The organism is Polaromonas sp., assembly GCF_029945895.1.
Taxonomy (GTDB): domain Bacteria; phylum Pseudomonadota; class Gammaproteobacteria; order Burkholderiales; family Burkholderiaceae_C; genus Polaromonas.
The window spans coordinates 252,030-274,866 of record NZ_JAQSDL010000043.1; the positions used below are offsets into that span (position 1 = coordinate 252,030).

Sequence of the window (22,837 nt, forward strand, 5' to 3'; positions counted from 1 at the left end):
AATGAGCGCCCCGTCTCACAGCGTCTCTACACGCGCCACCAGGCCGCTACGGCCTTCGCGGTTGCGCAGGGTGATGCGCAGGCCGCAACGCCTGGCCGCCGCCTGTGCAATGGCCAGCCCCAGACCGCTGCCACCCGCGTCACTTCCCGGTACCCGGAAAAAGCGGTCGAACACGCGGCCCTGCAGCTCGGGCGGAATACCGGGGCCGGCATCTTCCACTTCGATGAGCAGACGCCCCTGCGCACTCGCGACGCGCACATCCACCACGCTGCCTTGGGGGGCATGGCGCAAGGCATTCTCGATCAGGTTGTCCACAACGCTGCGCAGATCACTCGCGGGACAGTGCAGCATGGCGCCCTCGGCGGATAGCCCGGAGGCGTCCAGCCCCAGATCCATGTTGCGCTGGTCGGCCAGCGTGATCAGCTGGTTGATGCTTTCGTGCAGCACCTGGTGCACATTGACCGGCCCCAAGGCCGGTTCGGCGCCGGCCGACTCATGGCGTGAAAGCTTGAGCAACTGGTCCACCAGCCGCTGCGCCCGCTGGATGCCCGCCTCGAGCTGGGCGAAACGCTGCGCCGGCGCGCCGGTGCACAGGTCGCCGCGCAGGTTTTCGAGCTGCAGGCCGACGGCGGTGATGGGCGTGCGCAACTCATGGGCCGCATCCTGCACAAACCGGCGCTGCGTGGCAAATGCATCGCGCAGCCGCGTCAGCAGGCTGTTGAAGGAAATGACCAGCGGCGCAATTTCACGCGGCACCCGGTCCAGCGGCAGCTCGGCGATGTTGTGTTCGTCCTGCGCCGAGGTCTGGCGGGCGATCGTGCCCACCTCGCGCGAGACCATGGCCACCACGCCCCACAGGATGAGCATCGACAGCGGCAGCAGCAGGATCACGGGCGCGATGGCAGCACCGGCCTGGCCGACGGCGACGTGACGGCGAAACTCGCCGCTTTGCAGCACCTGGATGCGGCGCGATGCCTCGGCCTTGCCCGGCCCGGTGGTGTAGACGCGCCAGCGCTCACCGCCTGTCCTGACGTCCTGAAAACCCGGTGTTGCCAGCAGCGCCATGGCCGATTCCGGCCACGAGTTGAAGCGGGGCTGGCCGGCAGCATCAAACACCTGCACCACATAAGTCCCCAGCTTGTGCACCCGCTCGCGTGTGAGCGGGGGCAACGCGATGTCCTGCTCCTGCGCCGCCATGGACTCGGCCAGCAACTCCATCTGGTTGTCCATGAAGGTGCTGGCCATGCGCAGATAGCTCCAGTAGGCAAAACCCGCCGAAGCGGCGCCCACCAGCAAGAACACCGGCACCAGCCAGAGCAGCAGCGCCCGGCGCAACGAGCACAGCCGCCCAGCGGGGAAAACGTGAAACATCATGCCGGGTCTCCGGAGGCTGTGGTTGCGGCCTGTGGCGCCGCCGCCAGCGCAGGTGAGGCTGCCGGTGGAGCGGCCGCAATGCGCCAGCCGAGCCCGCGCACGTTGCGGATGGTGTCCGCGCCCAGTTTCTTGCGCATGCCGTGGATCAGCACGTCCACCGCATTGCTCATGACTTCTTCGCCCCAGCCGTAAATCCGGTTTTCAAGCTGGTCGCGCGACAGGATGGCGCCCGGCCGTTCCAGCAAGGCGTGAAGCAGCGCGTACTCGCGCGCCGACAGCGCCGAGGCTTCGCCGTTGACCAGCACCTCGCGGGTGGTCAGGTCCAGTTGCACCACGGCGTTGCCGATCACCGAATGCGCGCTGCCGTCACGCCGCCGGATGACCGCACGCATGCGCGCCAGCAGCTCGCGAAACTCGTAGGGCTTGAGAAGGTAGTCGTCGGCCCCCAGATCCAGCCCGGCAATGCGGTCGTCCAGGCCATCACGCGCGGTGAGCACCAGCACCGGCGTGGCATCCCCGCGGACACGGGCCTGGCGCAACACCTCGAGACCATCGCGCCTGGGCAGGCCCAGGTCCAGCAACACACAGGCGTAAGCGCCATCGGCCAGCGCGCTTTGCGCCAGCAGGCCGTCACGCACCCAGTCCACCGACCAGCCATTGGTCTCCAGCGCCTGCTGCAGGCTGCGGCCGATCATGTCGTCGTCTTCCACCAGCAGAACGCGCATCAGGCCTCCCCGTGCCGCGGCGTCAGGCCTTCCCAGCGCGCCTGCCGTCTGGCCGCATGCAGCAGCAGGACGCCGGCACACAACAGGGCGGCCATGCCGGCCAGGTTCAGGTAGAAGGCGGTGGTCGCGCTGAAGCCGGGCATGGCCAGCGCAATCCCGACAAAACCGGCCTGGCTGAGCAGCCCCGTCGCCACCACGGCCGGCCGGAGGGCCCGCACCAGCACGGCGCCCATCAGCGCAGCGGCCAGCACGGCAATCAGGAACCGGTGGTGCAGAAGCAGCGGCAGCGCCGCGCCGTCTGCTGGCGGCAAGGCGAGCAGGACCCACACGGCGCTCACACCGGCGGCTAGCAGAATGGCGCGGGCAACACGTTCGGCAAAGGTGTCCATGGCGGGCAGAGGGTGGTGGTGGAGTGGGTATCTTCGCCGGACTGAATTAGCCTTGAATTAGCGCGGCACGCGGATGAGGAGGCGGACGCGGGCGGCGACCTGAAGGCTCACGTCAGCCAGCGCCTGAGCTGCTGGTAAACCGGCTGGCTGTGCAACAGGGCGATGTGGCCGGTGGCGGCCACCACCCATTGCCGGTCCGCCGGGAAATCCAGGCAGCGCGCCGGTTCCGCATGCTGGCCCAGCGCGCTGGCCACCGGCACCAGGCCGTCGCCGAGGGCGGCGTCAAGCCTGCGCCCTGTGGTTGCCGCCGCCGGAAGCTCAGCCAATGTGGCGGCCACCGCAAAACAGGCGACGCCGGAAGGCAGCGGCAAGGGCTGGCGCGTGTCTGACCCGCCGGCAAACCGGTCAACGCCCTGCCAGTCGGCCGGCAATACATTGCCGTGCCGCAAATCGGTGATGCCCGCGCTGCGGAGCTGCCCAATTTTTGCAAACGGGCGGGTCAGCGGATTGCTGCCAAGCACGGTGTCCACCCAGCTCCCGACTTTTTCCAGCGGCGCGCCATGGTGCGGCGTGCCCAGAAAAACCAGGTGTCGCAGCCGGCCCGGCCAGTGCATGCCCTGCGCCGTTGCGCTGTGGCAGGCACTGCGTGCCACCAGGCCGCCCATGCTGTGCGTCAGCAGGCTCAGGGTCTCGACCTCCTGCGGCCAGGCCTGCAGCAATTGCTCCATCAACGCAGCGAGTTGCCCGCCATTGACCGAGGTGTGCAGGCCGGTGTTGTAGTGCAGGTAGACCGGGGTGTAGCCGAGCTCCTGTGCGAGCCCCGTCCCGTAGTCCTGGCTGTGGCCCTGCAGCGCATCGGCCGGGTGGTCCGCGCGCCACTGCAGGTCGTTCATGCACAGGCCGTGCACCAGCAGCAGGATCTTGCCGGTCGCGCGCGGCAGGCGCTGCGCCAGTTCGAGTTTGTCCATGGGCAACGACCGGCCATCATGGCGCACGCTCATGGGGATCGCCAGCGGGTTGGCGGTGTCCAGCAACTGGTCGCCGAGCACGCCATTGAGCGCCGAAAGCAGGGCTTCGCGCTGCGGCGACGAAGTTTGCTGCCCCTGCCTGGGCCCGACCCTCGACAACAGGGCATTGACCGTGCCGCCCGCCAGACGCGTCACACCCCTGACGCTGCCGTAGACCAGGCCGGTGATGCCGCTTTTGCGAACACCCGAGGTACCCGCCGCGCGGTCCACAAACTTCTGCCCGGCGGCGCCAAAGGGTGCGGCGACCGCCTTGTAGACATTGCCCTGCACCTTCTCGACCAGCTCGGTGATGCCCAACGTGCCCTGGGTGGCGAGCTGGGCAAGACCCCGGATGTCGGACAGGTGCAGGTGGTGGCGCCAATCGGCCAGAAGGGCCCGCGCGAGGCGGGGCGACGATGGGGTGGTCATGCGGCCATTGTCGCGGTCGCCGCTGACGGCGTCCACCCGCATCGTTTTTGATTCGTTTGATGAATAAAAACAGGCTTGAGCCCAACAGGGACGGGCGCAAGCAGCTCCTGAAACAGGAGCAATTCAGACTCAAAACCGTTCGTGCGGCGCCAGGTAGCGCCACTGGCCGACCGGCAGATGGCCGAGGTTGACCATGCCGATGCGCACCCGTTTGAGGCCTGTCACAAACAGCCCGACCTGCTCGCACATGCGGCGGATCTGGCGCTTCTTGCCTTCCTTGAGCACGAAGCGCAGCTGCTCCGGGTTTTGCCATTCGACGCGCGCCGGCCTCAAAGGCTCGCCATCCAGGCTCAGGCCGTGGCGCAACAAGGCGAGTTTTTCCGGTGGAAACACGGCCTGGACGTTGACGGTCTCGGCGCCTTGTTCAGCCTGGTAAGTGACACGCACCAGGTATTCCTTTTCGATCTCCGAGTCCTCGCCGATCAGCTGCCGCGCGACGCGGCCGTCCTGCGTGAGCACCAGCAGCCCGATCGAGTCGATGTCAAGCCGGCCGGCCGGCGCCAGGCCGCGCAGTTGTTCATGGCCCCAGCGCATGCGGCTGTTGCATTCGCGCCAGCGGTTTTGCGGCTGTACCAGCACCACGGCGGGTTCGTGCCCGTCTTCGGCCTGGCCACTGACATAACCGACCGGCTTGTTGATCAGGATGGTGACCTGCTGGCGCTGGTACTGCTCGGCTTCACGTGCCACCTCGATGCGGGCGTTGGCCGCCACCGGCTGGCCCATGACCGCCGGCTGGCCGTCCACGCGGACCCAGCCGCGCGAAATCCAGTCGTCGGCCTCGCGGCGTGAACACAGGCCGAGTTCGGCCATGCGTTTATTCAGGCGGACCGTCAGCGCAGGGGCGCCCGGGGCGGCCACGGCCTTGGGAATGCGCACCGCCGCGCCGGGGGCAGGGGGTTTAGGGGGTGGGGGGGAAGTGGGTTCAGCCATGACGAGCCCATTTTAGGGCGGTATCGCCCGGGCCAGTGCCGCCGGCCGTTCAGTACCGATTGCAGGGAGGCAATTTTTTGCTATGGAATCAATAGCTGCCTGCGCAATAGGGAAAAGGGCCAGGGCCCGTATTTACTGAATAACGCTGTTACGCAGCGCCTCCAGGTCCAGCACACGCAAACCGCCGTATTCAATACGGATCGTGCCCTGCGTCTGCAGGTTGGACAGCGCCTCGTTCACGCGCTGACGCGACAACCCCACGAGGTAGGCCATTTCCTGCTGGGTAATGCGCAGGATTTCGCCGACGCCCGGGTACAGCACCGGGTTGAAGAGCGCCGCCAGGCTGCGGGCGACACGCAGATCAGGGTTGGCCAGGCGATCAATTTCGCGCGCGGCAATGAACTGCCCCAGACGCTCGTTGAGCTGGTTCATCACGAAGCGGTTGAAGCCGATCGAGTGGTCCAGCAGCCAGTGAAAGGCGTCGACCGGCAGGCCGGCCACCACGCTTTTTCGCAGCGCCTGGATGTTGTAGCGGTAGGGCTCGCGCTTGAGCGCCGTCCCCTCCCCAAACCATCCGCCCGGCGGCAATCCGGCAAAAGTCATGGTGATCCCCTGGGCGTTGTCGCTGCTCATCTTGAGCAGGCCTTCAACCACGCCGAACCAGTAGGTCACCGGCTTGCCGACACGGCACACATAGTCGCCGGCTGCGGCGTCGCCCACCTGCAGCTGCGCGACCGCGCGCGCGCGCTCATCGGGCAACAACTGCCACAGCCAGGGAATGCCCTCCTGCTCTTCGGGGGTGGGCGTCCTGCGGCGCTGGTGGAGGGTCAGGTCAGTAGACACGGGTCACCAAGGTGGGGTGAAGAAATCCCCCCGGGAAACTCCGGAGGGGGCACACCCTTGAATTGTCGTCGAACAGACATTTTATTGTCAATCTGCCGCCTAGCATCTGGCCACTCAAATTTCAACCTCCAGCCAGGACCCCCCATGACCCTCACTCCCCCCTCCACGTCCCCTCACGGGCATGCTGCGACATGCGCCCCACGGGCCAACCCACTGACACGCCGCAGCGTGCTGGGCGCGCTCGCGGCGCTGCCCGCGGCCTTTCATGCATCCCTGCGTGCCGACAACACCGCCCCCCTGAAAATTGCGCAGTCCACGGCGCTCAGCGGCCCGCTCGGGGAACTGGGCCAGGCCATGCACCAGGGCGCCAAGGCATGTTTTGCGGCGATCAATGCCAAAGGCGGTGTGAACGGCCGGCCCATCGAACTCGCCGCGGTCGATGACGGCTACGACGTCAAGCGCGCGCTCGCCAATGTGAAGGGGTTCATTGAAGACCGCAACAACTTCGCGCTCTTCAATTGCATGGGCACACCCATGATCGAGGCCATGCTGCCTCAAGTGATTGAATCGGGCATTCCGTTTTTTGCCCCCTTTTCTGGCGCCCTGTCAGCGCGCCCCAAAAATGCCCGCAATGTGTTCAACATCCGCGCCAGTTATGCGGATGAGGCCGAGCAGCTGGTGCAGCACCTCGCAACCATCGGCATCAAGCGCATCGCGATCGTCTACCAGAACAACTCCTTCGGCAAGGAAGTGTTCGATGCCACCCAGCGCTCCATGACACGGCACAAGCTCGATGCCACCGCCATCGTGACCGTGGAGAACAATTCCTCGGATGCCGGCGCAGCCGCGGCCAAGGTCGCCACCTCGAACCCGGAGGCGGTGCTGGTCGGCCTGGCGGGCAAACCCACCGTCGACTTTGTCAAGGCGATGCGCATGCACCGAAAGGGGCTGCCGCTGTATGCCCTCTCCATCATGGGTGCGGCCGCCACCCTCAAGGCCATGGGAGACGATGCGACCGGCATCGCCATTTCCCAGGTCGTGCCCCTGCCGAACGCCACCGTGGTGCCCGTCGTTCGCGATTTCCAGCAAGCCTGGAAGGCTGCCGGCGTGACACTGGCGCCGTCGCATCTGGCGCTGGAGGGGTATATCAATGCCCGGGTCTTCGCCGAGGCCCTCCGGCTTGCGGGACGCAACCCGACACGCAGCGGCTTTATAGACAGCACCTGGAACCTCAAACGCTACGACCTGGGCGGTTTCGAAGTGAGCTTCAGCGATTCGGCGACGAACGCTTCTCGCTTCGTCGAACTCACCATGGTTTCGCGCGACGGCCGCTTTATCCGATAACAGGGCCGCCCCCGGGGACACCCCACTAGGACTTACCCGGAAATTGTCGTCGCAATGACACCGTAACGTCAAAGGCAGTCCTACTATTCATTTCAACCGACGGCTTTGCCTGAACGGGAAGCCGCACTGAACACTGGAGACAAGGTACCGAATGCAGACCACCTTCCCCCGATTGCTGCTGAAACACGCCGCAGAGCGCCCCACGGCGCCGGCCATGCGCGAGAAGGAATACGGCATCTGGCAGGCGCACAGCTGGGCCGACATGGCCGCGCTGGTGGAACACATCGCCTGCGGCCTGCACCAGGCCGGCCTGCAGCGCGGTGAACACATGGTCGTGGTGGGCGCGAATCGGCCCCGGCTGTACGCCACCATGCTGGCGGCGCAGTCGCTGGGCGCGATTGCCGTGCCACTTTACCAGGACGCCGTCGGTGCCGAATGTGTGTTTCCCATCAACAATGCGGAAGTGCGCTTTGCGATGGTCGAAGACCAGGAACAGGTCGACAAACTCATGGACATCCGCGAGCAGTGCCCGCAGTTGGCCCACATCATTTACGACGACCCGCGCGGACTGCGCAACTACAACGAGCCGGGCCTGGTCGCCCTCGACGCGCTGATCGCTTCGGGCCAGGCCCTGGCCGCCAGCCAGCCGGCGTTTTTCAGGGACCAGGTCGAACAGGCGCATCCGGACGACGTGGCCGCCATGTTCTTCACCTCGGGCACCACCGGCAACCCCAAGGGCGTGGTGCACACGCACAACACCCTGCTCGACCGCGCCGAAGCCGGCGCAGAGTTCGACAAGCTGACCAGCCACGAGGAAGTGCTGGCCTACCTGCCGCCGGCCTGGATCGGCCAGAACATCTTCAGCTACGCCCAGTGGCTGTGCTGCGGTTATGTGGTCAATTGCCCCGAAAACGCGAGCACCGTCACCATCGACCTGAAGGAAGTCGGCCCAACCTACTATTTCGCGCCGCCGCGGGTGTTTGAGGGCCTGCTGACCAGCGTGATGATCCGCATGGAAGACGCAGGCCTGCTCAAGCGCAAGATGTTTCACTTCTTCATGGATGTGGCCAAACGCGTGGGCCCGGCCCTGATGGACGGCCAGCCGGTGGGCGCCGGCGACCGGCTGCTCTACGCGCTGGGCCAGGTTTTGGCTTACGGTCCGCTGCGCAACAACCTGGGCTTCAGCCGGGTGCGTGTGGCCTACACGGCCGGTGAAGCGATTGGCCCGGACCTGTTCACCTTCTACCGCTCCATCGGCATCAACCTCAAGCAGCTTTACGGCTCGACCGAAACGGCCGTGTTTGTCTGCCTGCAGCCGGACAACCAGGCGCGCGCCGACACGGTGGGCGTGCCGATCAAGGGTGTGGAAATCAAGGTGGCCGACAACGGCGAAATCCTCGTCAAGTCCGCCGGCCTGCTCAAGGGTTATTACAAGAACCCGGCCGCCACGGCCGAGGTGCTGACGGCCGACGGCTGGTACCACACCAGCGATGCGGGCTTTCTCGATGCCAGCGGCCACCTCAAGATCATCGACCGCGTCAAGGACGTGGGCCGCATCCGGGGCGGCGCCAACGACGGCGCCATGTTTGCACCCAAGTACGTCGAGAACAAGCTGAAATTTTTTCCGCATATCAAGGAAGTGGTGGCCTATGGCGACGGCCGCGAAAAAGTCTGCGTCATGATCAACATCGACTTCGACGCGGTCGGCAACTGGGCCGAGCGGCGCAACCTGCCTTATGCCGGTTATACCGACCTGGCGCAAAAGCCCGAGGTCTACCAGCTGATCAAGGAATGTGTCGAAAAGGTCAACGCCGACCTGAGCGCCGACGTCCTGCTCGCGGGCTCGCAGATCAGCCGCTTTCTGGTGCTGCACAAAGAGCTCGACGCCGACGATGGCGAGCTGACCCGTACCAACAAGGTACGCCGCGGCTTCATCGGCGACAAATACCAGCCGCTGGTCGATGCCCTCTACAGCGGAAAGACCGAGCAATTCATTGAAACCGTCGTCAAGTTTGAGGACGGCCGCAGCGGCAGCGTCAGCGCCACACTCAAGATCAGCGACACCCAGACCTTTGCACCGGTGAAGGCAGCAGCATGACTACCAGCCGAAAGACCAGTTCAAGCCGCGGAACCGGCTTTGCCGGGCCGCAGGCGGGCGGCCCCCTCGGGGGGCAGCGCAGTACACGCAGTGACAGGCGTGGGGGCACACAATGACCAAAAAAATCGGCGACGTCATTCTCGACGTTCACAACATCAGTTTGAGCTTCGGCGGCGTGAAAGCCCTCTCTGATATTTCCTTCAACGTGAAGGAGCACGAGATCCGCGCCATCATTGGCCCCAACGGCGCCGGTAAAAGCTCCATGCTCAACTGCATCAACGGCGTCTACACGCCGCAGCAGGGCTCGATCACTTTTCGCGGCCAGACCTTCAAACACATGAACAGCCACCAGGTGGCCGTCATGGGTGTGGCGCGCACCTTCCAGAACCTGGCACTGTTCAAGGGCATGAGTGTGCTCGACAACATCATGACCGGGCGCAACCTGAAGATCAAAAGCAACCTGCTGCTGCAGGCGCTGCGCATCGGCCCGGCCCAGAAGGAAGAGTTCAGACACCGCGAAGCCGTGGAAAAGATCATCGACTTCCTGGAAATCCAGGCCTATCGCAAGACGCCGGTCGGGCAACTTCCCTACGGCCTGCAAAAACGCGTGGACCTGGGCCGTGCACTGGCGATGGAGCCGCAGGTGCTGTTGCTCGACGAACCGATGGCCGGCATGAACGTGGAAGAAAAACAGGACATGTGCCGCTTCGTGCTCGACGTCAACGACGAGTTCGGCACCACCGTGGTCCTGATCGAACACGACATGGGGGTGGTGATGGACATTTCCGACCGTGTCGTGGTGCTCGACTACGGCAAGAAGATCGGCGACGGCACCCCCGACGAAGTCCGCAACAACCCGGACGTGATCAAGGCTTACCTCGGAACCAGCCACTAACCATGTACAACAAGCAACACGCAGACTCTTTCTTTTCCAGCGGCCGCGACGGAACCGGCTTTGCCGGACCGAATGCGGCGTCCCCTGGAAGGGGAGAAGCAGCTACGCGCAGCGAGCCCGCAACAGGGGTGAGGTAAATCTGATGGCTTTTTTCTTAGAGACTCTTCTTGGCGGCCTGATGGTCGGCATGCTTTATTCCCTGGTCGCGCTGGGCTTTGTGCTGATCTACAAGGCTTCGGGCGTGTTCAACTTCGCGCAGGGCGCGATGGTGCTGTTTGCCGCACTGGCCATGGCCCGCCTGTCCGAGTGGATTCCACAATGGACCGGCATAGACAACAAGTGGCTGGGCAATATCCTGGCCTTTGCTGTGGCCGGCCTGCTGATGTTTGCCGTGGCCTGGCTGATCGAACGCCTGGTGCTGCGCCACCTGGTCAATCAGGAGGCGGCCACCCTGCTGATGGCAACACTGGGCATTGCCTACTTCCTCGACGGCCTGGGCCAGACCATGTTCGGCAGCAATGTCTACAACCTGGACATCGGCATGCCCAAAGATCCGATCTTCGTGTTCGATTCGGTGTTCCCCGGCGGACTCCTGATCAACAAGGAAGACCTGATCGCCGCGGCGATTGCGACCGGGCTGGTGGCACTGCTGAGCCTGTTCTTTCAGAAAACCTCCACCGGGCGCGCGCTGCGCGCCGTGGCCGACGACCACCAGGCGGCCCAGTCCATCGGCATCCCGCTCAACCGCATCTGGGTCATCGTCTGGTGCGTGGCCGGCGTGGTGGCCCTGGTGGCCGGCATGATCTGGGGCAGCAAGCTCGGCGTGCAGTTTTCGCTGACCACCCTGGCGCTGCGGGCCCTGCCGGTGGTCATTCTGGGGGGGCTGACCTCGGTGCCCGGCGCCATCATTGGCGGACTGATCATTGGCGTCGGCGAAAAACTCTCGGAAGTGTTCCTCGGCCCCTACGTCGGCGGCGGCATCGAGATCTGGTTCGCCTATGTGCTGGCGCTGGTCTTCCTGCTGTTCCGCCCGCAAGGCCTGTTCGGTGAAAAGATCATCGATCGCGTATGACTATGAAGCCCCCACGGTCGTTCGCTTCGCGTAACTCCCTGCCCCCCGAGGGGGCCGCTGCGCCTGCGGCCCGGCAAAGCCGGTTCCGCGGCCCCCGCTTGAATAAAGCCCCAGTACGTCCTTACCGTTAAAGCATCCTATGTTCTACAGAGAAAACGGCCAATTCAGAACCAGCTACCAGGCTGACCAGCAGATCTTTCCGATCCTGCAGGACCGCATAGCCATTGCGCTGCTGCTGGCCGTGGCCTTTGTCGCCGTGCCGCTGCTGGCCAGCGACTACCTGATGCGGGCCATTCTGATCCCCTTCCTGATTTTCTCGCTGGCCGCCGTCGGCGTGAACATCCTCGTCGGTTACTGCGGGCAGATCTCGCTGGGCTCGGGCGCCTTCATGGCCGTAGGCGCCTACGGTGCCTACAACTTCTTCGTGCGGATTCCAGGCCTGCCCCTGATCCCGGCGCTGATCCTCGGCGGTCTCTGCGCCATGTTCTTCGGCATTCTTTTCGGCCTGCCCAGCCTGCGCGTACGCGGCCTGTACCTGGCCGTGGCCACGCTGGCAGCCCAGTTTTTCGCAGACTGGATGTTTCTGCGCATCAAATGGTTCACGCTGGACACGCCTTCGGGCTCGGTGGCGGTCTCGAACCTGCAGGTGTTCGGCCTGCCGCTGGAAAGCGCCGTGAGCAAGTACCTGTTCTGCCTGGCCATCCTGGCCGTGGTGGCGCTGCTGGCCAAGAACCTGGTGCGCGGCGCGATCGGCCGTGAATGGATGGCGATCCGTGACATGGACGTGGCGGCGGCAGTGATCGGCATCCGGCCCATGTACGCCAAGCTCAGCGCCTTCGCGGTCAGCTCCTTCATCATTGGTGTCGCGGGCGCGCTGTGGGCCTTCATCTACCTGGGCGCCTGGGAGCCCTCGGCTTTCTCGGTGGACTACTCGTTCCGCCTGCTGTTCATGGTGATCATCGGCGGGCTGGGCTCCATCATGGGCGCTTTCTTCGGCGCGGCCTTCATCACGGTGCTGCCGATTGCGCTGAACCAGTTCCTGCCTTTTGTTGCCGGTCTGATAGGCATCAGCATCACCACCACAGCGGTATCCCATGCGGAACTGATGATTTTCGGCGGGCTGATCGTCTGGTTCCTGATCGTCGAGCCGCATGGACTGGCCAAGTTGTGGTCAACCGGCAAGCAGAAGATGCGGCTGTGGCCCTTTCCGCACTGAAGGGTGGCAGCGAACCAGACATGGGGCCTGCGCCGTCCGAATGTTTAACGAGGTGTCCGTTTTTTCAGGTGTTTTTTTAATTTTTAGGAGACAACAATGAAAGTTCGCAATTTGTTACTGGCAGCGGCAGTTCTTGCCACTGGCGCATCGTCCGTCGTGACGACCAGCGCATGGGCCCAGGCCAAGGAACAGTACCTGCCGGTGCTGTCCTATCGCACGGGTCCCTACGCCCCCAATGGCACACCCACCGCCAACGGCATCGTCGATTACTACAAGCTCGTCAACGCGCGCGGCGGCATCAACGGCGTGAAGCTGATCTTCGAGGAATGCGAGACCGGCTATGACACAGCCCGCAGCGTCGAATGTTATGAACGCCTGAAGGGCAAAAACGGCGGTGCCGCACTGATCCACCCCTGGTCTACTGGCGCAACCTTTGCACTCACGGAAAAGGCCCCCACCGACAAGATCCCGCTCATCACCACCGGTTACGGCCGCAGCGAGAGCGCAGACGGCACCGTGTTCAAGTGGAACTTCCCGTTGCTGGGCACCTACTGGGTGGCTGCGGACGCCATCATCCAGGCCATCGGCAAGAAGGAGGGGGGCCTGGACAAACTCAAGGGCAAGAAGATCGCCCTCGTCTACCACGACAGTCCGTTCGGCAAGGAGCCGATTCCTCTGCTGCAGGAGCGCAGCAAGATGCATGGCTTCGAGCTGCAGCTGCTGCCCGTGACGGCACCTGGCGTCGAGCAAAAGGCCACCTGGCTGCAGATCCGGCAGGCCAAGCCCGACTACACACTGCTGTGGGGCTGGGGCGTGATGAACTCCACCGCGCTCAAGGAAGCACAGGCCACCGGCTACCCGCGCGAGAAGATGTACGGTGTGTGGTGGTCCGGTGCCGAACCCGATGTCAAGGACGTCGGCCAGGGCGCCAAGGGCTACAACGCCGTCACGCTGCAGCATGGCGCCGACAAGAACGCACCCATCGTCAAGGAAATCCTCGCCAAACTGCATGACAAGGGTCAGGGCACGGGACCCAGGGACGAAGTGGGCGAGGTGCTGTACCTGCGCGGCGTGGTCAGCGCAGCCGTGGGTATCGAAGGCATACGCGCCGCACAGGAGCGTTACGGCAAGGGCAAGGTCATGACCGGCGAACAAGTGCGCTGGGGACTGGAGAACCTGAACCTGACGCAGGCCAAGCTCGACGCGCTGGGCTTCAAGGGTGTCCTGCGCCCGATCAGCACCTCGTGTGCCGATCACGTGGGTGCAGGTGCGGCCCGCATCCACACCTGGAATGGCAGCAAGTGGGAATTCACCACCGACTGGCTGGAAGCCGACCAGCAGATCATCAAGCCCCTGGTGAAAGCCACGGCCAGCAAGTACGCCGCCGAAAAGAAGCTGACACCCCGCACGCCGGCGGATTGCCAGTCCTGATCTGAAGAAACCGCCCTTTCCTGCAAAGGAAAGGGCAGCGGCTCACCGGAGCCGCCAATCGACAGACCTGCCTGCAGGCCTGTCGATTGGTAGAGAGAGAAACAAACATGAACACACCCAACATCGTTCTCAACGTCAATGGCATCGAGGTCATCTACAACCACGTGATCCTGGTGCTCAAGGGCGTGTCCCTGCAAGTCCCGGAAGGACGCATCGTGGCCATCCTGGGCGGCAATGGCGCTGGCAAGACCACCACTCTGCGGGCCATCTCCAACCTGCTGCAGGGCGAGCGCGGTGCGGTCACCAAGGGCTCGATCGAGCTGCGCGGCGAACGCATCGAAAACCTGTCTCCAGCCGACCTGGTGCAACGCGGTGTCGTTCAGGTCATGGAAGGCCGGCACTGCTTCGCTCACCTGACGATTGAGGAAAACCTGCTGACCGGCGCCTACACGCGCAAAAGCAAGGCCGAAGTGGCGGCCAACCTCGAGAAGGTCTACAACTATTTCCCGCGCCTGAAAACACGGCGTACCTCACAGGCGGCCTACACCTCGGGCGGCGAGCAGCAGATGTGTGCCATCGGCCGTGCGCTGATGGCCAACCCCAGCATGGTGCTGCTCGACGAGCCCTCGATGGGACTGGCGCCGCAGATCGTCGAGGAAGTCTTCAACATTGTGAAAGACCTCAACCAGAAGGAAAAAGTGACCTTCCTGCTGGCCGAGCAGAACACCAACATGGCCCTGAAATACGCCGATTACGGCTACATCATGGAAAGCGGCCGTATCGTGATGGACGGTCAGGCCAGTGATCTGGCGAACAACGAAGACGTCAAGGAGTTTTACCTGGGCGTCGGCGGCGGCGAACGCAAGAGCTTCAAGGACGTCAAGAGCTACAAGCGCCGCAAGCGCTGGCTGGCATGAAGCCCCCACGGTTGCTCACTGCGTGTAGCGCCCTGCCCCCCGCAGGGGCGCTGCGCCTGCGGTCCGGCAAAGCCGGTCCCGCGGCCCCTGCTGGTAAAGAGGGGAGCCCAACGCTCCCTCGGAGATCTTATGACTGAGTATTACGACGCCCTGGAGACACGGGAACCGGCCGCCCGCGAGACCCAGCTGATGGCAGCGCTGCCGACGCAGGTGGCGCATGCGCAAAAAGCAGCACCGGCATTCGGCGCCATTCTGGCGGGGATTGAAGCAGGTGAAGTCATCTCGCGCCAGGCGCTGGCGCGGCTGCCGGTCACACGCAAGCACGAGCTGCTGGCGCGGCAGCAGGCGTCCCGCAGCACCGACGCGTTTGGCGGTTTTTCCACGCTGCTGCGCGGCCCCAGGATGCCGCGCATTTTTTCCTCCCCTGGTCCGATCTATGAGCCCGACGGCACCGCCCCCGACTATTGGCGTGCCGCCCGCGCCCTGTTCGCCGCAGGTTTTCGCGCCGGCGAGCTGGCCCACAACGCGTTCAGTTACCACATGACCCCGGGTGCCTTCATCATGGAATCCGGTGCGCATGCGATTGGCTGCAGCGTTTTTCCGGCCGGCGTGGGGCAGACCGAACAGCAGCTCCAGGCGATTGCCGAACTCCGGCCCGATGCCTACATGGGAACGCCCAGTTTCCTGCGCATCCTGGTCGAGAAAGCGATTGAGACCGGCAGCGACATTTCCAGCCTCCGCAAGGGCCTGACGGGTGGTGAGGCGCTTCCACCCAGCCTGCGCGACTGGTTTGCCGGGCACGGCCTGGCGGTCTACCAGAGCTACGCCACCGCCGACCTGGGGCTGATCGCCTACGAAACTTCCGCGCGGGAAGGCCTGGTGCTGGACGAGGGCGTGATCGTGGAAATTGTCCGTCCCGGCACCGGCGACCCCGTGCCTGAAGGAGAGGTCGGCGAGCTGGTGGTCACCACCCTGAACCCCGACTACCCGCTGATCCGCTTCGGCACAGGCGACCTGTCGGCGATACTGCCTGGCGCCTGTCCCACCGGGCGAACCAACACCCGTATCAAGGGCTGGATGGGCCGGGCCGACCAGACCACAAAAATCCGGGGCATGTTTGTGCATCCGGGCCAGGTGGCCGACATCACCCGGCGTTTTCCCGAGGTTCTCAAGGCGCGCCTGGTCGTCACGGGTGAGATGGCCAGCGACAGCATGACGCTCAAGGTGGAAGCGGCCGCCATACCGCAAGGGCTGGAAGGCCGGATCAGCGAGGCGATCCGCGAGGTGACCAAGTTGCGCGGTGACGTCGAGCTGATGGCGCCGGGCAGTCTGCCCAACGATGGCAAGGTCATTGAGGACGCCCGGAGTTACAAGTAGAGCCCCCACGTTCGCGCACTGCGTGTCGCTCTCTGCCCCCCGAGGGGGCTGCGTGCTGCGGCTCCGAGCCTGCAGGCGCAGGCTTGGACGGCACGCAGAGGGGATGCGTCTCGCGTCCCGGCGGCCTGCAAGGCCTGCGCCTGCGGGCCGGCAAAGCCGGACCCGCGGCCCCTGCTTGAAAAGAGAGCCTCTCCCTCGGTGCTTCGTGCTTCCTGGGACTTGGCGAGGGATGCCCCCCAAAGGTGCGTCGCGGAGCGCGTGAGGACTTGCCCTTACGTAGTTCCCGCGATGGAAGCGACCCCGTCGGGTTCTACACTCTCTGGGTACATTTCCAAGGAGACTTTGATGAAACGCCTGTTAGTCCTCGCCGCTGCTGCGACGGCACTGTTCGCCAACGCCCAGACCTACCCCGGCTCCAAACCGGTGTCCATTGTGGTGCCTTTTGCAGCCGGCGGTCCGACCGACCGGGTGGCGCGCGACCTGGCCGAAGCCATGCGCAAGAACATGCCCGGCTCCAATTTCGTCGTCGAGAACGTCAACGGCGCCGGCGGCACGATTGCCGCCACCAAGGTCGCCAAAGCCACCCCGGACGGCCACACCCTGCTGCTGCACCATATCGGCATGGCTTCGGCCCCCGCGCTGTACCGCAAGCTGCAATACAAGCCGCTGGAGGACTTCGAGTACCTGGGCATGATCAATGAGGTGCCGATGACGCTCATTGGCAAGCCCCAGTTGCCGGCCAACACCTACCGTGACTTCGAGAACTACATCAAGGCCAACGCCGGCAAGCTCAACATTGCCCATGCCGGCCTGGGTTCAGCCTCGCACCTGTGCGGCCTGATGTGGCAAGCGGCGATCAACGCCAAGGAAGCCATGACCACCATTCCCTTCGGCGGCACCGGCCCGGCCATGAATGCGCTGGTGGGCGGCCAGGTCGACCTGATGTGTGACCAGACCACCAACACCACCGGCCAGATCGAGGCCGGACGTGTCAAGGCCTTTGCGGTCACCACCGCCAAGCCATTGAGCAAACACAAGCTGCTCAAGGACTATCCGTCCCTGCAGGACATGGGCCTGAAGGGTTTCAACCTGACCATCTGGCATGGCCTGTACGCGCCCAAAGGCACGCCACCGGCCATTCAGGCCCAGCTGAACACGGCGCTCAAACTCGCATTGAAAGACCCCGACTTCATCAAGAAGCAGGAAGGTCTGGGCGCAATCGTTGTCACCGACAATCGCGTCGAACCCGCCGCACACAAGGCCTTTGTGGCCTCGGAAATCGCCAAGCTCAAGCCGGTGATCGAAGCCGCCGGCAAGTTCGCCGACTGATTTCGGCACCACCGCCTGAAACAAAAGGCCGCCGGGCGCAAGCCAGGCGGCTTTTTTGTTGCGGGCCGGGATTGCACCGATTGAAGCACCCGAGTTGTCGCGCTAAGGTAAGACCCATCCCTTTGACCTACTGCAACAGGAACCCCGCATCATGCCAATCTTCAAGAAAAATCGCCGTCTGGCCCTTTCCAGCATTGCGCTGGCAGCTACTATTTTTATAGCACTTCCGGTGGCCGCACAAACCACCTGGCCGACCAAGCCGGTGCGCATCGTCGTGCCGTTTGCGCCCGGTGGCACCACCGACATCCTGGCCCGCGCAGTGGCGCCCGAGTTGACAAAAGCTTTCGGTCAGCCCTTCATCGTGGACAACCGGGCCGGTGCCGGCGGCAATGTCGGCGCCGACCTCGTCGCCAAATCACCTGGCGACGGCTACACCCTGCTGATGGGCACGGTGGGCACCCACGGCATCAACAAATCCATCTACGCGAAGATGCCGTTTGATCCGCAAAAGGACTTTGCACCGATCACGCTGGTGGCCGGCGTGCCCAATGTGATGGTGATGAATACCGAGAAGGCCGCGAAGCTGGGCATCAACAGCGTGGCTGATTTTGTGAAATACGCCAAGGCCCATCCCGGCCAGTTCAGCATGGCGTCCAGCGGCAACGGTACCTCCATTCACCTGGCCGGCGAACTTTTCAAGTCACAGACCGGAATTTTCATGACGCACATTCCCTACCGCGGTTCCGGCCCCGCCCTGCTGGACCTGATCGGCGGCAACGTCGATGTGATGTTCGACAACCTGCCCTCGGCCATGCCACAAATCAAGGGCGGCAAGCTCAAGGCCTTTGCCGTGACCAGCGCCCAGCGCTCGACGGCCATGCCCGAGTTGCCCACGGTGGAAGAAGCCGGCAAGCTCAAGGGGTTTGAGGCCAGCAGCTGGTTTGGCCTGCTGGCGCCGGCAGGCACGCCCCCCGACGTGGTCAGCCGCATCCAGCAGGAGGTGGCCAAGGCCCTGGCAACACCGGCCATCAAGGAAAAAATGCTGGCCCAGGGCGCCATCCCCAGCGGCAACACCCCACAGGAATTCGCCAAACTGATCGACACCGAAATCACCAAGTGGGCTCTGGTGGTGAAAGCGTCCGGAGCCAAGGTCGATTAACGAGGGGCGCGTGCCCCGGGAGGAAAACTCTTTTCAAGCAGGGGCCGCGGATCTGGCTTTGCCAGTCCGCAGGCGCAGGCCTTGCAGGCCGCCGGGACGCGAGACGCATCCCCTCTGCGTGCCGTCCAAGCCTGCACCTGCAGGCTCGGAGCCGCAGCACGCAGCCCCCTCGGGGGGGGCAGCGCAGTACGCGAAGCGAAAAGCGTGGGGGCAGTATTTCTAGACCCCCCAGACCACTTCGTGACCCGCCTTGTGGTTGCGCTCCAGCATGTCGATGAAGGGCACGACGCGCTGGCGCAGGCCCAGCCCCTCTCCGGGAACCGGGGCTTCGGCCTGCTGGTCGTGCGATTCCTCGAGCGCGACAGCGGCGTGCAAGGCCGCGATGGCCGCCGGCATCTGCTCCGGCAGGATGATGCCCTTGGGACCGGCCTCCTTGCCGATGATCTCCAGCATGCGCCGGCCATTGGCCTCCAGCATGATCAGGTCACCGGACGCCTTGGACTTGAACTTGTACAGCATGGCAGCTCCTTTTTTTGCATGAACAGGAATGATTATGAGCGCGTCTGCGAAGCGCGGCTGTAGGCAGCCAGCCCGTTCATGCGCCGGCCCCGTGACGCAAAATAGGCGGCTATGTTCAATATCCCCACTGTTCAAAAGCCCGCCGCTCAGGGACTGAGCCAGGACGGCCTGAGTTTGCTTTCTGCCGCCGACCTGCCAGGCACACTGTCCCTTCCGTCTGGCTGGGACGGTCAATGGTCCAGCCTGGCCGCCTCCTGGGACAAGCTGCCGCCCGATGCCCATCTCAAGGATGGCGGCCACTACCGCCGGCGCCGGCACAGCTGCTTTGTTCAAGAGCTGCCCGGTGGGCAGTTGCAACAGACGCCGCACCGCGCCCACTGGCAGCCCGTCGACTACAACGCCCTGCACGGCGGCTTTGAGCGCTGGTTCGAACCGGTCGAGCCGGCCGTCGCCGCCGCGCCGGCGTGGACGGCCCTGCTGGGCGCCCTGGGGCAGCTGTTCGCCGAGGTTCGCCCGGTGCCGCGCTGGTACATCGAAGCCCACCAGTTCCGCATCGACACCGCAGGCGGTGTGGGCCGTCCGACGCCGGAAGGTGCGCACCGCGACGGCGTGGACTTCGTGGTGGTGATGCTGGTGGCGCGCCGTGGCGTCAAGGGCGGCGAGAGCCGGGTGTTCGACGCCAACGGTCCGCACGGCTTGCGTTTTGTCATGCAGGAGCCGCTGACCACGCTGTTGCTGGACGACGCCCGGGTGATCCATGAAACCACGCCCATCCTGCCGCTCGATGGTGCGGCGCGGGACGGCTACCGCGACACCCTGGTGCTGACATACCGGGCGGGTGACTTTCAGTCCCCCTGGAAATAGAGCCCCCACGTTCGCTCACTGCGTGTAGCTCTCTGCCCCGCGAGGGGGCGCTGCGCCTGCGGGCCGGCAAAGCAGGACCCGCGGCCCCTGCTGGTGAAGAGGGATCCCCACGTTCGTTCACTGCGTGTACTTCGCTGCCCCCGAGGGGGCTGCGTGCCGCGGCTCCGAGCCTGCAGGTGCAGGCTTGGACGGCACGCAGGGGGGATGCGTCTCGCATCCCGGCGGCCTGCAAGGCCTGCGCCTGCGGCCCGGCAAAGCCGGACCCGCGGCCCCTGCTTGAAAAAGAGCGGCCTCGCCTGCGGCGGTTGCGGCCGCACGCAGACCTTCGGGGTCAGCGTTAACCATGACGCCCTGCAGCACAAAATCGCTTGACGAAAATAGTTTAAACCTAAACAATTAAGACTCGATCAATCAACGTGAACGGTCTTTTCCATGCGCATCCTTTGCCTGGGCGGCGGACCCGCCGGTTTGTACTTTGCGGTGCTGATGAAGCTGCAGAATCCGGCCAACCAGATCACGGTGGTGGAACGCAACCGCCCGTTTGACACTTTCGGCTGGGGCGTGGTGTTGTCGGACCAGACGCTGGGCAACCTGCAGGTGGCCGACCCCGTCAGCGCGCAGCTGATTGGTGACGCGTTCAACCACTGGGATGACATCGAAGTGTTTTTCAAGGGCCGCTCGGTGCGCTCGGGCGGTCACGGCTTTTGCGGCATAGGCCGCAAGCGCCTGCTCAATATCCTGCAGGATCGTTGCATCGAGCTGGGTGTCGATCTGGTGTTTGAAACCGATGTGCAGGACGACCAGGCCATCACGGAAAAGTACCAGGCTGATCTGGTGATCGCCAGCGACGGCCTGAACAGCCGCATCCGCAACCGCTACGCCGACACCTTCAAGCCCGATATCGACCTGCGCGCCTGCCGTTTTGTCTGGCTGGGCACCCACAAAACCTTCGACGCCTTCACCTTTGCCTTCGAGCAGACCGAACACGGCTGGTTCGCCGCGCACGCCTACAAGTTCGATGACAACACCTCCACCTTCATCGTCGAGACGCCCGAGGCGGTCTGGAAGGCCCATGGGCTGGACCAGATGAGCCAGGAAGAAGGCATTGCCTTCTGCGAAAAGCTGTTCGCGAAATACCTGGACGGCAACGCCCTGATGAACAACGCCACCCATGTGCGCGGGTCGGCGATCTGGATCCGCTTTCCGCGCGTGGTCTGCGAGCACTGGGTGCACCACGAAACCATTGCCGGCAAGGACGTGCCCATCGTGTTGATGGGCGACGCCGCGCACACAGCGCATTTCTCGATCGGCAGCGGCACCAAGCTGGCGCTGGAAGATGCGATCGAGCTGAGCCGCTGCTTTGCGCAACACCCGGCTGCGGACCAAGCCCTGCAGGCCTATGAAGCCGTGCGCTCGGTCGAAGTCCTGAAAATCCAGAACGCGGCGCGCAACTCGACCGAGTGGTTTGAAAACGTCGACCGCTACAGCGGCCTGGACGCCGAACAGTTCTTTTACTCGCTGCTGACGCGTTCGCAGCGCATCAGCCACGAGAACCTGCGCGTGCGCGATGCCTCCTGGCTGCAGGGTTACGAGCAGTGGCTGGCCAATTCGGGCCGCGCCGCGAAGGGCCGCCCCGAGCAAGCGACGGCTCCCTCGGGGGGCAGCGCAGCACACGCAGTGGCCAGCGTGGGGGCCACATCTGCGCCACCACCGATGTTGCTGCCGCTCAAGGTGCGAGAACTGACCCTGAAAAACCGCATCGTGGTATCCCCCATGGCCACCTACAGCGCCGAGGGCGGCCTGCCGCAGGACTTCCATCTGGTGCACCTGGGCGCGCGCGCACTGGGCGGTGCGGCCATGGTGTTTGCCGAAATGACCGCCCCCTGCCCCGAGGGCCGCATCACGCCGGGCTGTCCGGGCTTGTGGAATGAAGCGCAGATGCTGGCCTGGAAACGCATTGTCGATTTTGCGCATCGCTCGGGCGAAGGCGTGGCCATGGGCATGCAGCTGGGCCACAGCGGGCCCAAAGGCTCGACGCAGCTGGGTTGGGAGGCGCCCGACGAGCCCCTGCCCGCAGGCAACTGGCCGCTGCTGGCGGCCAGTGCCGTGCCGTACGGACCGACCAACGCCACGCCGGCGGCCATGACGCGGGACGACATGGACCGCATCAAGGCGCAGTTTGTGGCTTCGACGCGGTATGCCGCGCAGGCCGGTTTCGACTGGCTGGAGCTGCATTGCGCGCACGGCTACCTGTTGTCGAGTTTCATCACGCCACTGACCAACCAGCGCGGCGACGAGTACGGCGGCTCGCTGGAAAACCGCTGCCGCTATCCGCTGGAAGTTTTTGCGGCCATGCGTGCTGTCTGGCCCGCAGATCGGCCGATGAGCGTGCGCATTTCGGCCCATGACTGGGCACCGGGCGGCAACACGGCCGACGACGCAGTGGCGATTGCGCGCCTGTTCAAGGCGGCAGGTTGCGACTTCATCGACGTTTCCTCGGGCCAGACCACGCGCGCGGCCAAGCCGGTGTACGGCCGCATGTACCAGACGCCGTTTGCAGACCGCATCCGCAACGAGGTCGGCATCCAGACGATTGCCGTCGGCGCGATTTCCGAGGTGGACCACGTCAACAGCATCATTGCCGCCGGGCGCGCGGACCTGTGCGCCATTGCGCGACCGCATCTGGCCGACCCGGCCTGGACCCTGCACGAAGCGGCCAAGCTGCAGAGCCGCGCAGTGGACTGGCCGAAACCCTACCTCAGCGGGCGGGACCAGATGTACCGCGAACTTTCAAAGCAAAAGCAGGCCTGAGCCCTTGTCTGGAAAGCGCCAGCAGCTATCAAATCAATAGTGAATCAG

Annotated in this window: 19 protein-coding genes; 12 read left to right on the forward strand and 7 right to left on the reverse strand. The window is 64.5% G+C overall.

Features of this window, described 5'->3' with window-relative positions; translation table 11 throughout:
* Nucleotides 1-15: 15 nt before the first annotated feature.
* The 6 genes from PSV33_RS06525 to PSV33_RS06550 form a co-directional block, all read right to left on the reverse strand.
* Entirely contained in the window at nucleotides 16-1,374 is a 1,359-nt protein-coding gene (locus PSV33_RS06525) for an ATP-binding protein (protein WP_300559982.1), read from the reverse strand.
* On the reverse strand, nucleotides 1,371-2,099 hold the full coding sequence (locus tag PSV33_RS06530) for a response regulator transcription factor (protein WP_300559984.1): 729 nt from the start codon (nucleotides 2,097-2,099) through the stop codon (nucleotides 1,371-1,373). Before PSV33_RS06530 ends, PSV33_RS06525 begins: the two co-directional genes overlap by 4 nt.
* Nucleotides 2,099-2,488 carry a hypothetical protein gene (locus tag PSV33_RS06535; RefSeq protein WP_300559986.1) on the reverse strand — a complete coding sequence of 130 codons (390 nt, stop codon included), beginning with the start codon at nucleotides 2,486-2,488 and terminating at the stop codon, nucleotides 2,099-2,101. Before PSV33_RS06535 ends, PSV33_RS06530 begins: the two co-directional genes overlap by 1 nt.
* A 107-nt stretch (nucleotides 2,489-2,595) precedes the next feature.
* A complete protein-coding gene (locus PSV33_RS06540) occupies nucleotides 2,596-3,924 on the reverse strand; it encodes an alpha/beta hydrolase (protein WP_300559988.1) in 1,329 nt (442 codons plus the stop codon).
* A gap of 129 nt (nucleotides 3,925-4,053) precedes the next feature.
* Nucleotides 4,054-4,914, reverse strand: a complete 861-nt coding sequence (locus PSV33_RS06545; protein WP_300559989.1) for a pseudouridine synthase — start codon at nucleotides 4,912-4,914, stop codon at nucleotides 4,054-4,056.
* A gap of 132 nt (nucleotides 4,915-5,046) precedes the next feature.
* Nucleotides 5,047-5,757 (reverse strand): Crp/Fnr family transcriptional regulator, encoded by a 711-nt coding sequence (locus PSV33_RS06550; protein ID WP_300559991.1) that lies wholly within the window; start codon nucleotides 5,755-5,757, stop codon nucleotides 5,047-5,049.
* A 144-nt stretch (nucleotides 5,758-5,901) separates the two neighbouring features.
* Between PSV33_RS06550 and PSV33_RS06555 the strand changes: the two genes are divergently transcribed.
* The 10 genes from PSV33_RS06555 to PSV33_RS06600 all read left to right on the forward strand — a co-directional run bounded on the left by PSV33_RS06555 (nucleotide 5,902) and on the right by PSV33_RS06600 (nucleotide 18,595).
* Nucleotides 5,902-7,101, forward strand: a complete 1,200-nt coding sequence (locus PSV33_RS06555) for an ABC transporter substrate-binding protein (protein ID WP_300559993.1) — start codon at nucleotides 5,902-5,904, stop codon at nucleotides 7,099-7,101.
* A 151-nt stretch (nucleotides 7,102-7,252) separates the two neighbouring features.
* Nucleotides 7,253-9,199: an AMP-binding protein gene (locus PSV33_RS06560; protein WP_300559995.1), complete on the forward strand. Its 1,947-nt coding sequence runs from the start codon at nucleotides 7,253-7,255 to the stop codon at nucleotides 9,197-9,199.
* Between the two features lie 112 nt (nucleotides 9,200-9,311).
* Nucleotides 9,312-10,094: an ABC transporter ATP-binding protein gene (locus PSV33_RS06565; RefSeq protein ID WP_300559997.1), complete on the forward strand. Its 783-nt coding sequence runs from the start codon at nucleotides 9,312-9,314 to the stop codon at nucleotides 10,092-10,094.
* A 142-nt stretch (nucleotides 10,095-10,236) separates the two neighbouring features.
* Nucleotides 10,237-11,166 (forward strand): branched-chain amino acid ABC transporter permease, encoded by a 930-nt coding sequence (locus tag PSV33_RS06570; RefSeq protein ID WP_300559999.1) that lies wholly within the window; start codon nucleotides 10,237-10,239, stop codon nucleotides 11,164-11,166.
* A 139-nt stretch (nucleotides 11,167-11,305) separates the two neighbouring features.
* Entirely contained in the window at nucleotides 11,306-12,382 is a 1,077-nt protein-coding gene (locus PSV33_RS06575; protein WP_300560000.1) for a branched-chain amino acid ABC transporter permease, read from the forward strand.
* 96 nt (nucleotides 12,383-12,478) lie between these two features.
* Nucleotides 12,479-13,813, forward strand: coding sequence for an ABC transporter substrate-binding protein (locus tag PSV33_RS06580; protein WP_300517293.1), 1,335 nt, complete (start codon nucleotides 12,479-12,481; stop codon nucleotides 13,811-13,813).
* Nucleotides 13,814-13,920: 107 nt separating this feature from the next.
* A complete protein-coding gene (locus PSV33_RS06585; RefSeq protein WP_300560001.1) occupies nucleotides 13,921-14,730 on the forward strand; it encodes an ABC transporter ATP-binding protein in 810 nt (269 codons plus the stop codon).
* A 129-nt stretch (nucleotides 14,731-14,859) separates the two neighbouring features.
* Entirely contained in the window at nucleotides 14,860-16,107 is a 1,248-nt protein-coding gene (locus PSV33_RS06590; RefSeq protein ID WP_300560003.1) for an AMP-binding protein, read from the forward strand.
* A gap of 345 nt (nucleotides 16,108-16,452) precedes the next feature.
* The gene (locus PSV33_RS06595; RefSeq protein ID WP_300560005.1) at nucleotides 16,453-17,436 is read left to right on the forward strand and encodes a tripartite tricarboxylate transporter substrate-binding protein; all 984 of its coding nucleotides are present in this window, start codon (nucleotides 16,453-16,455) and stop codon (nucleotides 17,434-17,436) included.
* Between the two features lie 151 nt (nucleotides 17,437-17,587).
* Complete coding sequence (locus PSV33_RS06600) at nucleotides 17,588-18,595, forward strand: tripartite tricarboxylate transporter substrate binding protein (RefSeq protein WP_300560006.1); 1,008 nt, start codon at nucleotides 17,588-17,590, stop codon at nucleotides 18,593-18,595.
* Nucleotides 18,596-18,814: 219 nt separating this feature from the next.
* Here the strand turns inward: PSV33_RS06600 and PSV33_RS06605 are convergent, their stop codons facing one another.
* A complete protein-coding gene (locus PSV33_RS06605; RefSeq protein WP_300560008.1) occupies nucleotides 18,815-19,114 on the reverse strand; it encodes a DUF1840 domain-containing protein in 300 nt (99 codons plus the stop codon).
* A gap of 111 nt (nucleotides 19,115-19,225) precedes the next feature.
* On the opposite strand from PSV33_RS06605, the gene PSV33_RS06610 reads away from it, so the two are divergent.
* Nucleotides 19,226-19,978 carry a 2OG-Fe dioxygenase family protein gene (locus PSV33_RS06610; RefSeq protein ID WP_300560009.1) on the forward strand — a complete coding sequence of 251 codons (753 nt, stop codon included), beginning with the start codon at nucleotides 19,226-19,228 and terminating at the stop codon, nucleotides 19,976-19,978.
* A gap of 432 nt (nucleotides 19,979-20,410) precedes the next feature.
* Nucleotides 20,411-22,789 carry a bifunctional salicylyl-CoA 5-hydroxylase/oxidoreductase gene (locus PSV33_RS06615; protein ID WP_300560011.1) on the forward strand — a complete coding sequence of 793 codons (2,379 nt, stop codon included), beginning with the start codon at nucleotides 20,411-20,413 and terminating at the stop codon, nucleotides 22,787-22,789.
* Nucleotides 22,790-22,837 lie beyond the last annotated feature (48 nt).

What these genes read in the sequence shown, in the direction of transcription:
- PSV33_RS06595 (WP_300560005.1), top strand. Translation starts at nt 16,453, where the DNA reads ATGAAACGCCTGTTAGTCCTCGCCGCTGCTGCGACGGCACTGTTCGCC.
- PSV33_RS06545 (WP_300559989.1), bottom strand. Translation starts at nt 4,914, where the DNA reads ATGGCTGAACCCACTTCCCCCCCACCCCCTAAACCCCCTGCCCCCGGC.
- PSV33_RS06540 (WP_300559988.1), bottom strand. Translation starts at nt 3,924, where the DNA reads ATGACCACCCCATCGTCGCCCCGCCTCGCGCGGGCCCTTCTGGCCGAT.
- PSV33_RS06605 (WP_300560008.1), bottom strand. Translation starts at nt 19,114, where the DNA reads ATGCTGTACAAGTTCAAGTCCAAGGCGTCCGGTGACCTGATCATGCTG.
- PSV33_RS06585 (WP_300560001.1), top strand. Translation starts at nt 13,921, where the DNA reads ATGAACACACCCAACATCGTTCTCAACGTCAATGGCATCGAGGTCATC.
- PSV33_RS06615 (WP_300560011.1), top strand. Translation starts at nt 20,411, where the DNA reads ATGCGCATCCTTTGCCTGGGCGGCGGACCCGCCGGTTTGTACTTTGCG.
- PSV33_RS06560 (WP_300559995.1), top strand. Translation starts at nt 7,253, where the DNA reads ATGCAGACCACCTTCCCCCGATTGCTGCTGAAACACGCCGCAGAGCGC.
- PSV33_RS06535 (WP_300559986.1), bottom strand. Translation starts at nt 2,488, where the DNA reads ATGGACACCTTTGCCGAACGTGTTGCCCGCGCCATTCTGCTAGCCGCC.
- PSV33_RS06575 (WP_300560000.1), top strand. Translation starts at nt 11,306, where the DNA reads ATGTTCTACAGAGAAAACGGCCAATTCAGAACCAGCTACCAGGCTGAC.
- PSV33_RS06555 (WP_300559993.1), top strand. Translation starts at nt 5,902, where the DNA reads ATGACCCTCACTCCCCCCTCCACGTCCCCTCACGGGCATGCTGCGACA.
- PSV33_RS06590 (WP_300560003.1), top strand. Translation starts at nt 14,860, where the DNA reads ATGACTGAGTATTACGACGCCCTGGAGACACGGGAACCGGCCGCCCGC.
- PSV33_RS06565 (WP_300559997.1), top strand. Translation starts at nt 9,312, where the DNA reads ATGACCAAAAAAATCGGCGACGTCATTCTCGACGTTCACAACATCAGT.
- PSV33_RS06525 (WP_300559982.1), bottom strand. Translation starts at nt 1,374, where the DNA reads ATGATGTTTCACGTTTTCCCCGCTGGGCGGCTGTGCTCGTTGCGCCGG.
- PSV33_RS06580 (WP_300517293.1), top strand. Translation starts at nt 12,479, where the DNA reads ATGAAAGTTCGCAATTTGTTACTGGCAGCGGCAGTTCTTGCCACTGGC.
- PSV33_RS06600 (WP_300560006.1), top strand. Translation starts at nt 17,588, where the DNA reads ATGCCAATCTTCAAGAAAAATCGCCGTCTGGCCCTTTCCAGCATTGCG.
- PSV33_RS06610 (WP_300560009.1), top strand. Translation starts at nt 19,226, where the DNA reads ATGTTCAATATCCCCACTGTTCAAAAGCCCGCCGCTCAGGGACTGAGC.
- PSV33_RS06570 (WP_300559999.1), top strand. Translation starts at nt 10,237, where the DNA reads ATGGCTTTTTTCTTAGAGACTCTTCTTGGCGGCCTGATGGTCGGCATG.
- PSV33_RS06530 (WP_300559984.1), bottom strand. Translation starts at nt 2,099, where the DNA reads ATGCGCGTTCTGCTGGTGGAAGACGACGACATGATCGGCCGCAGCCTG.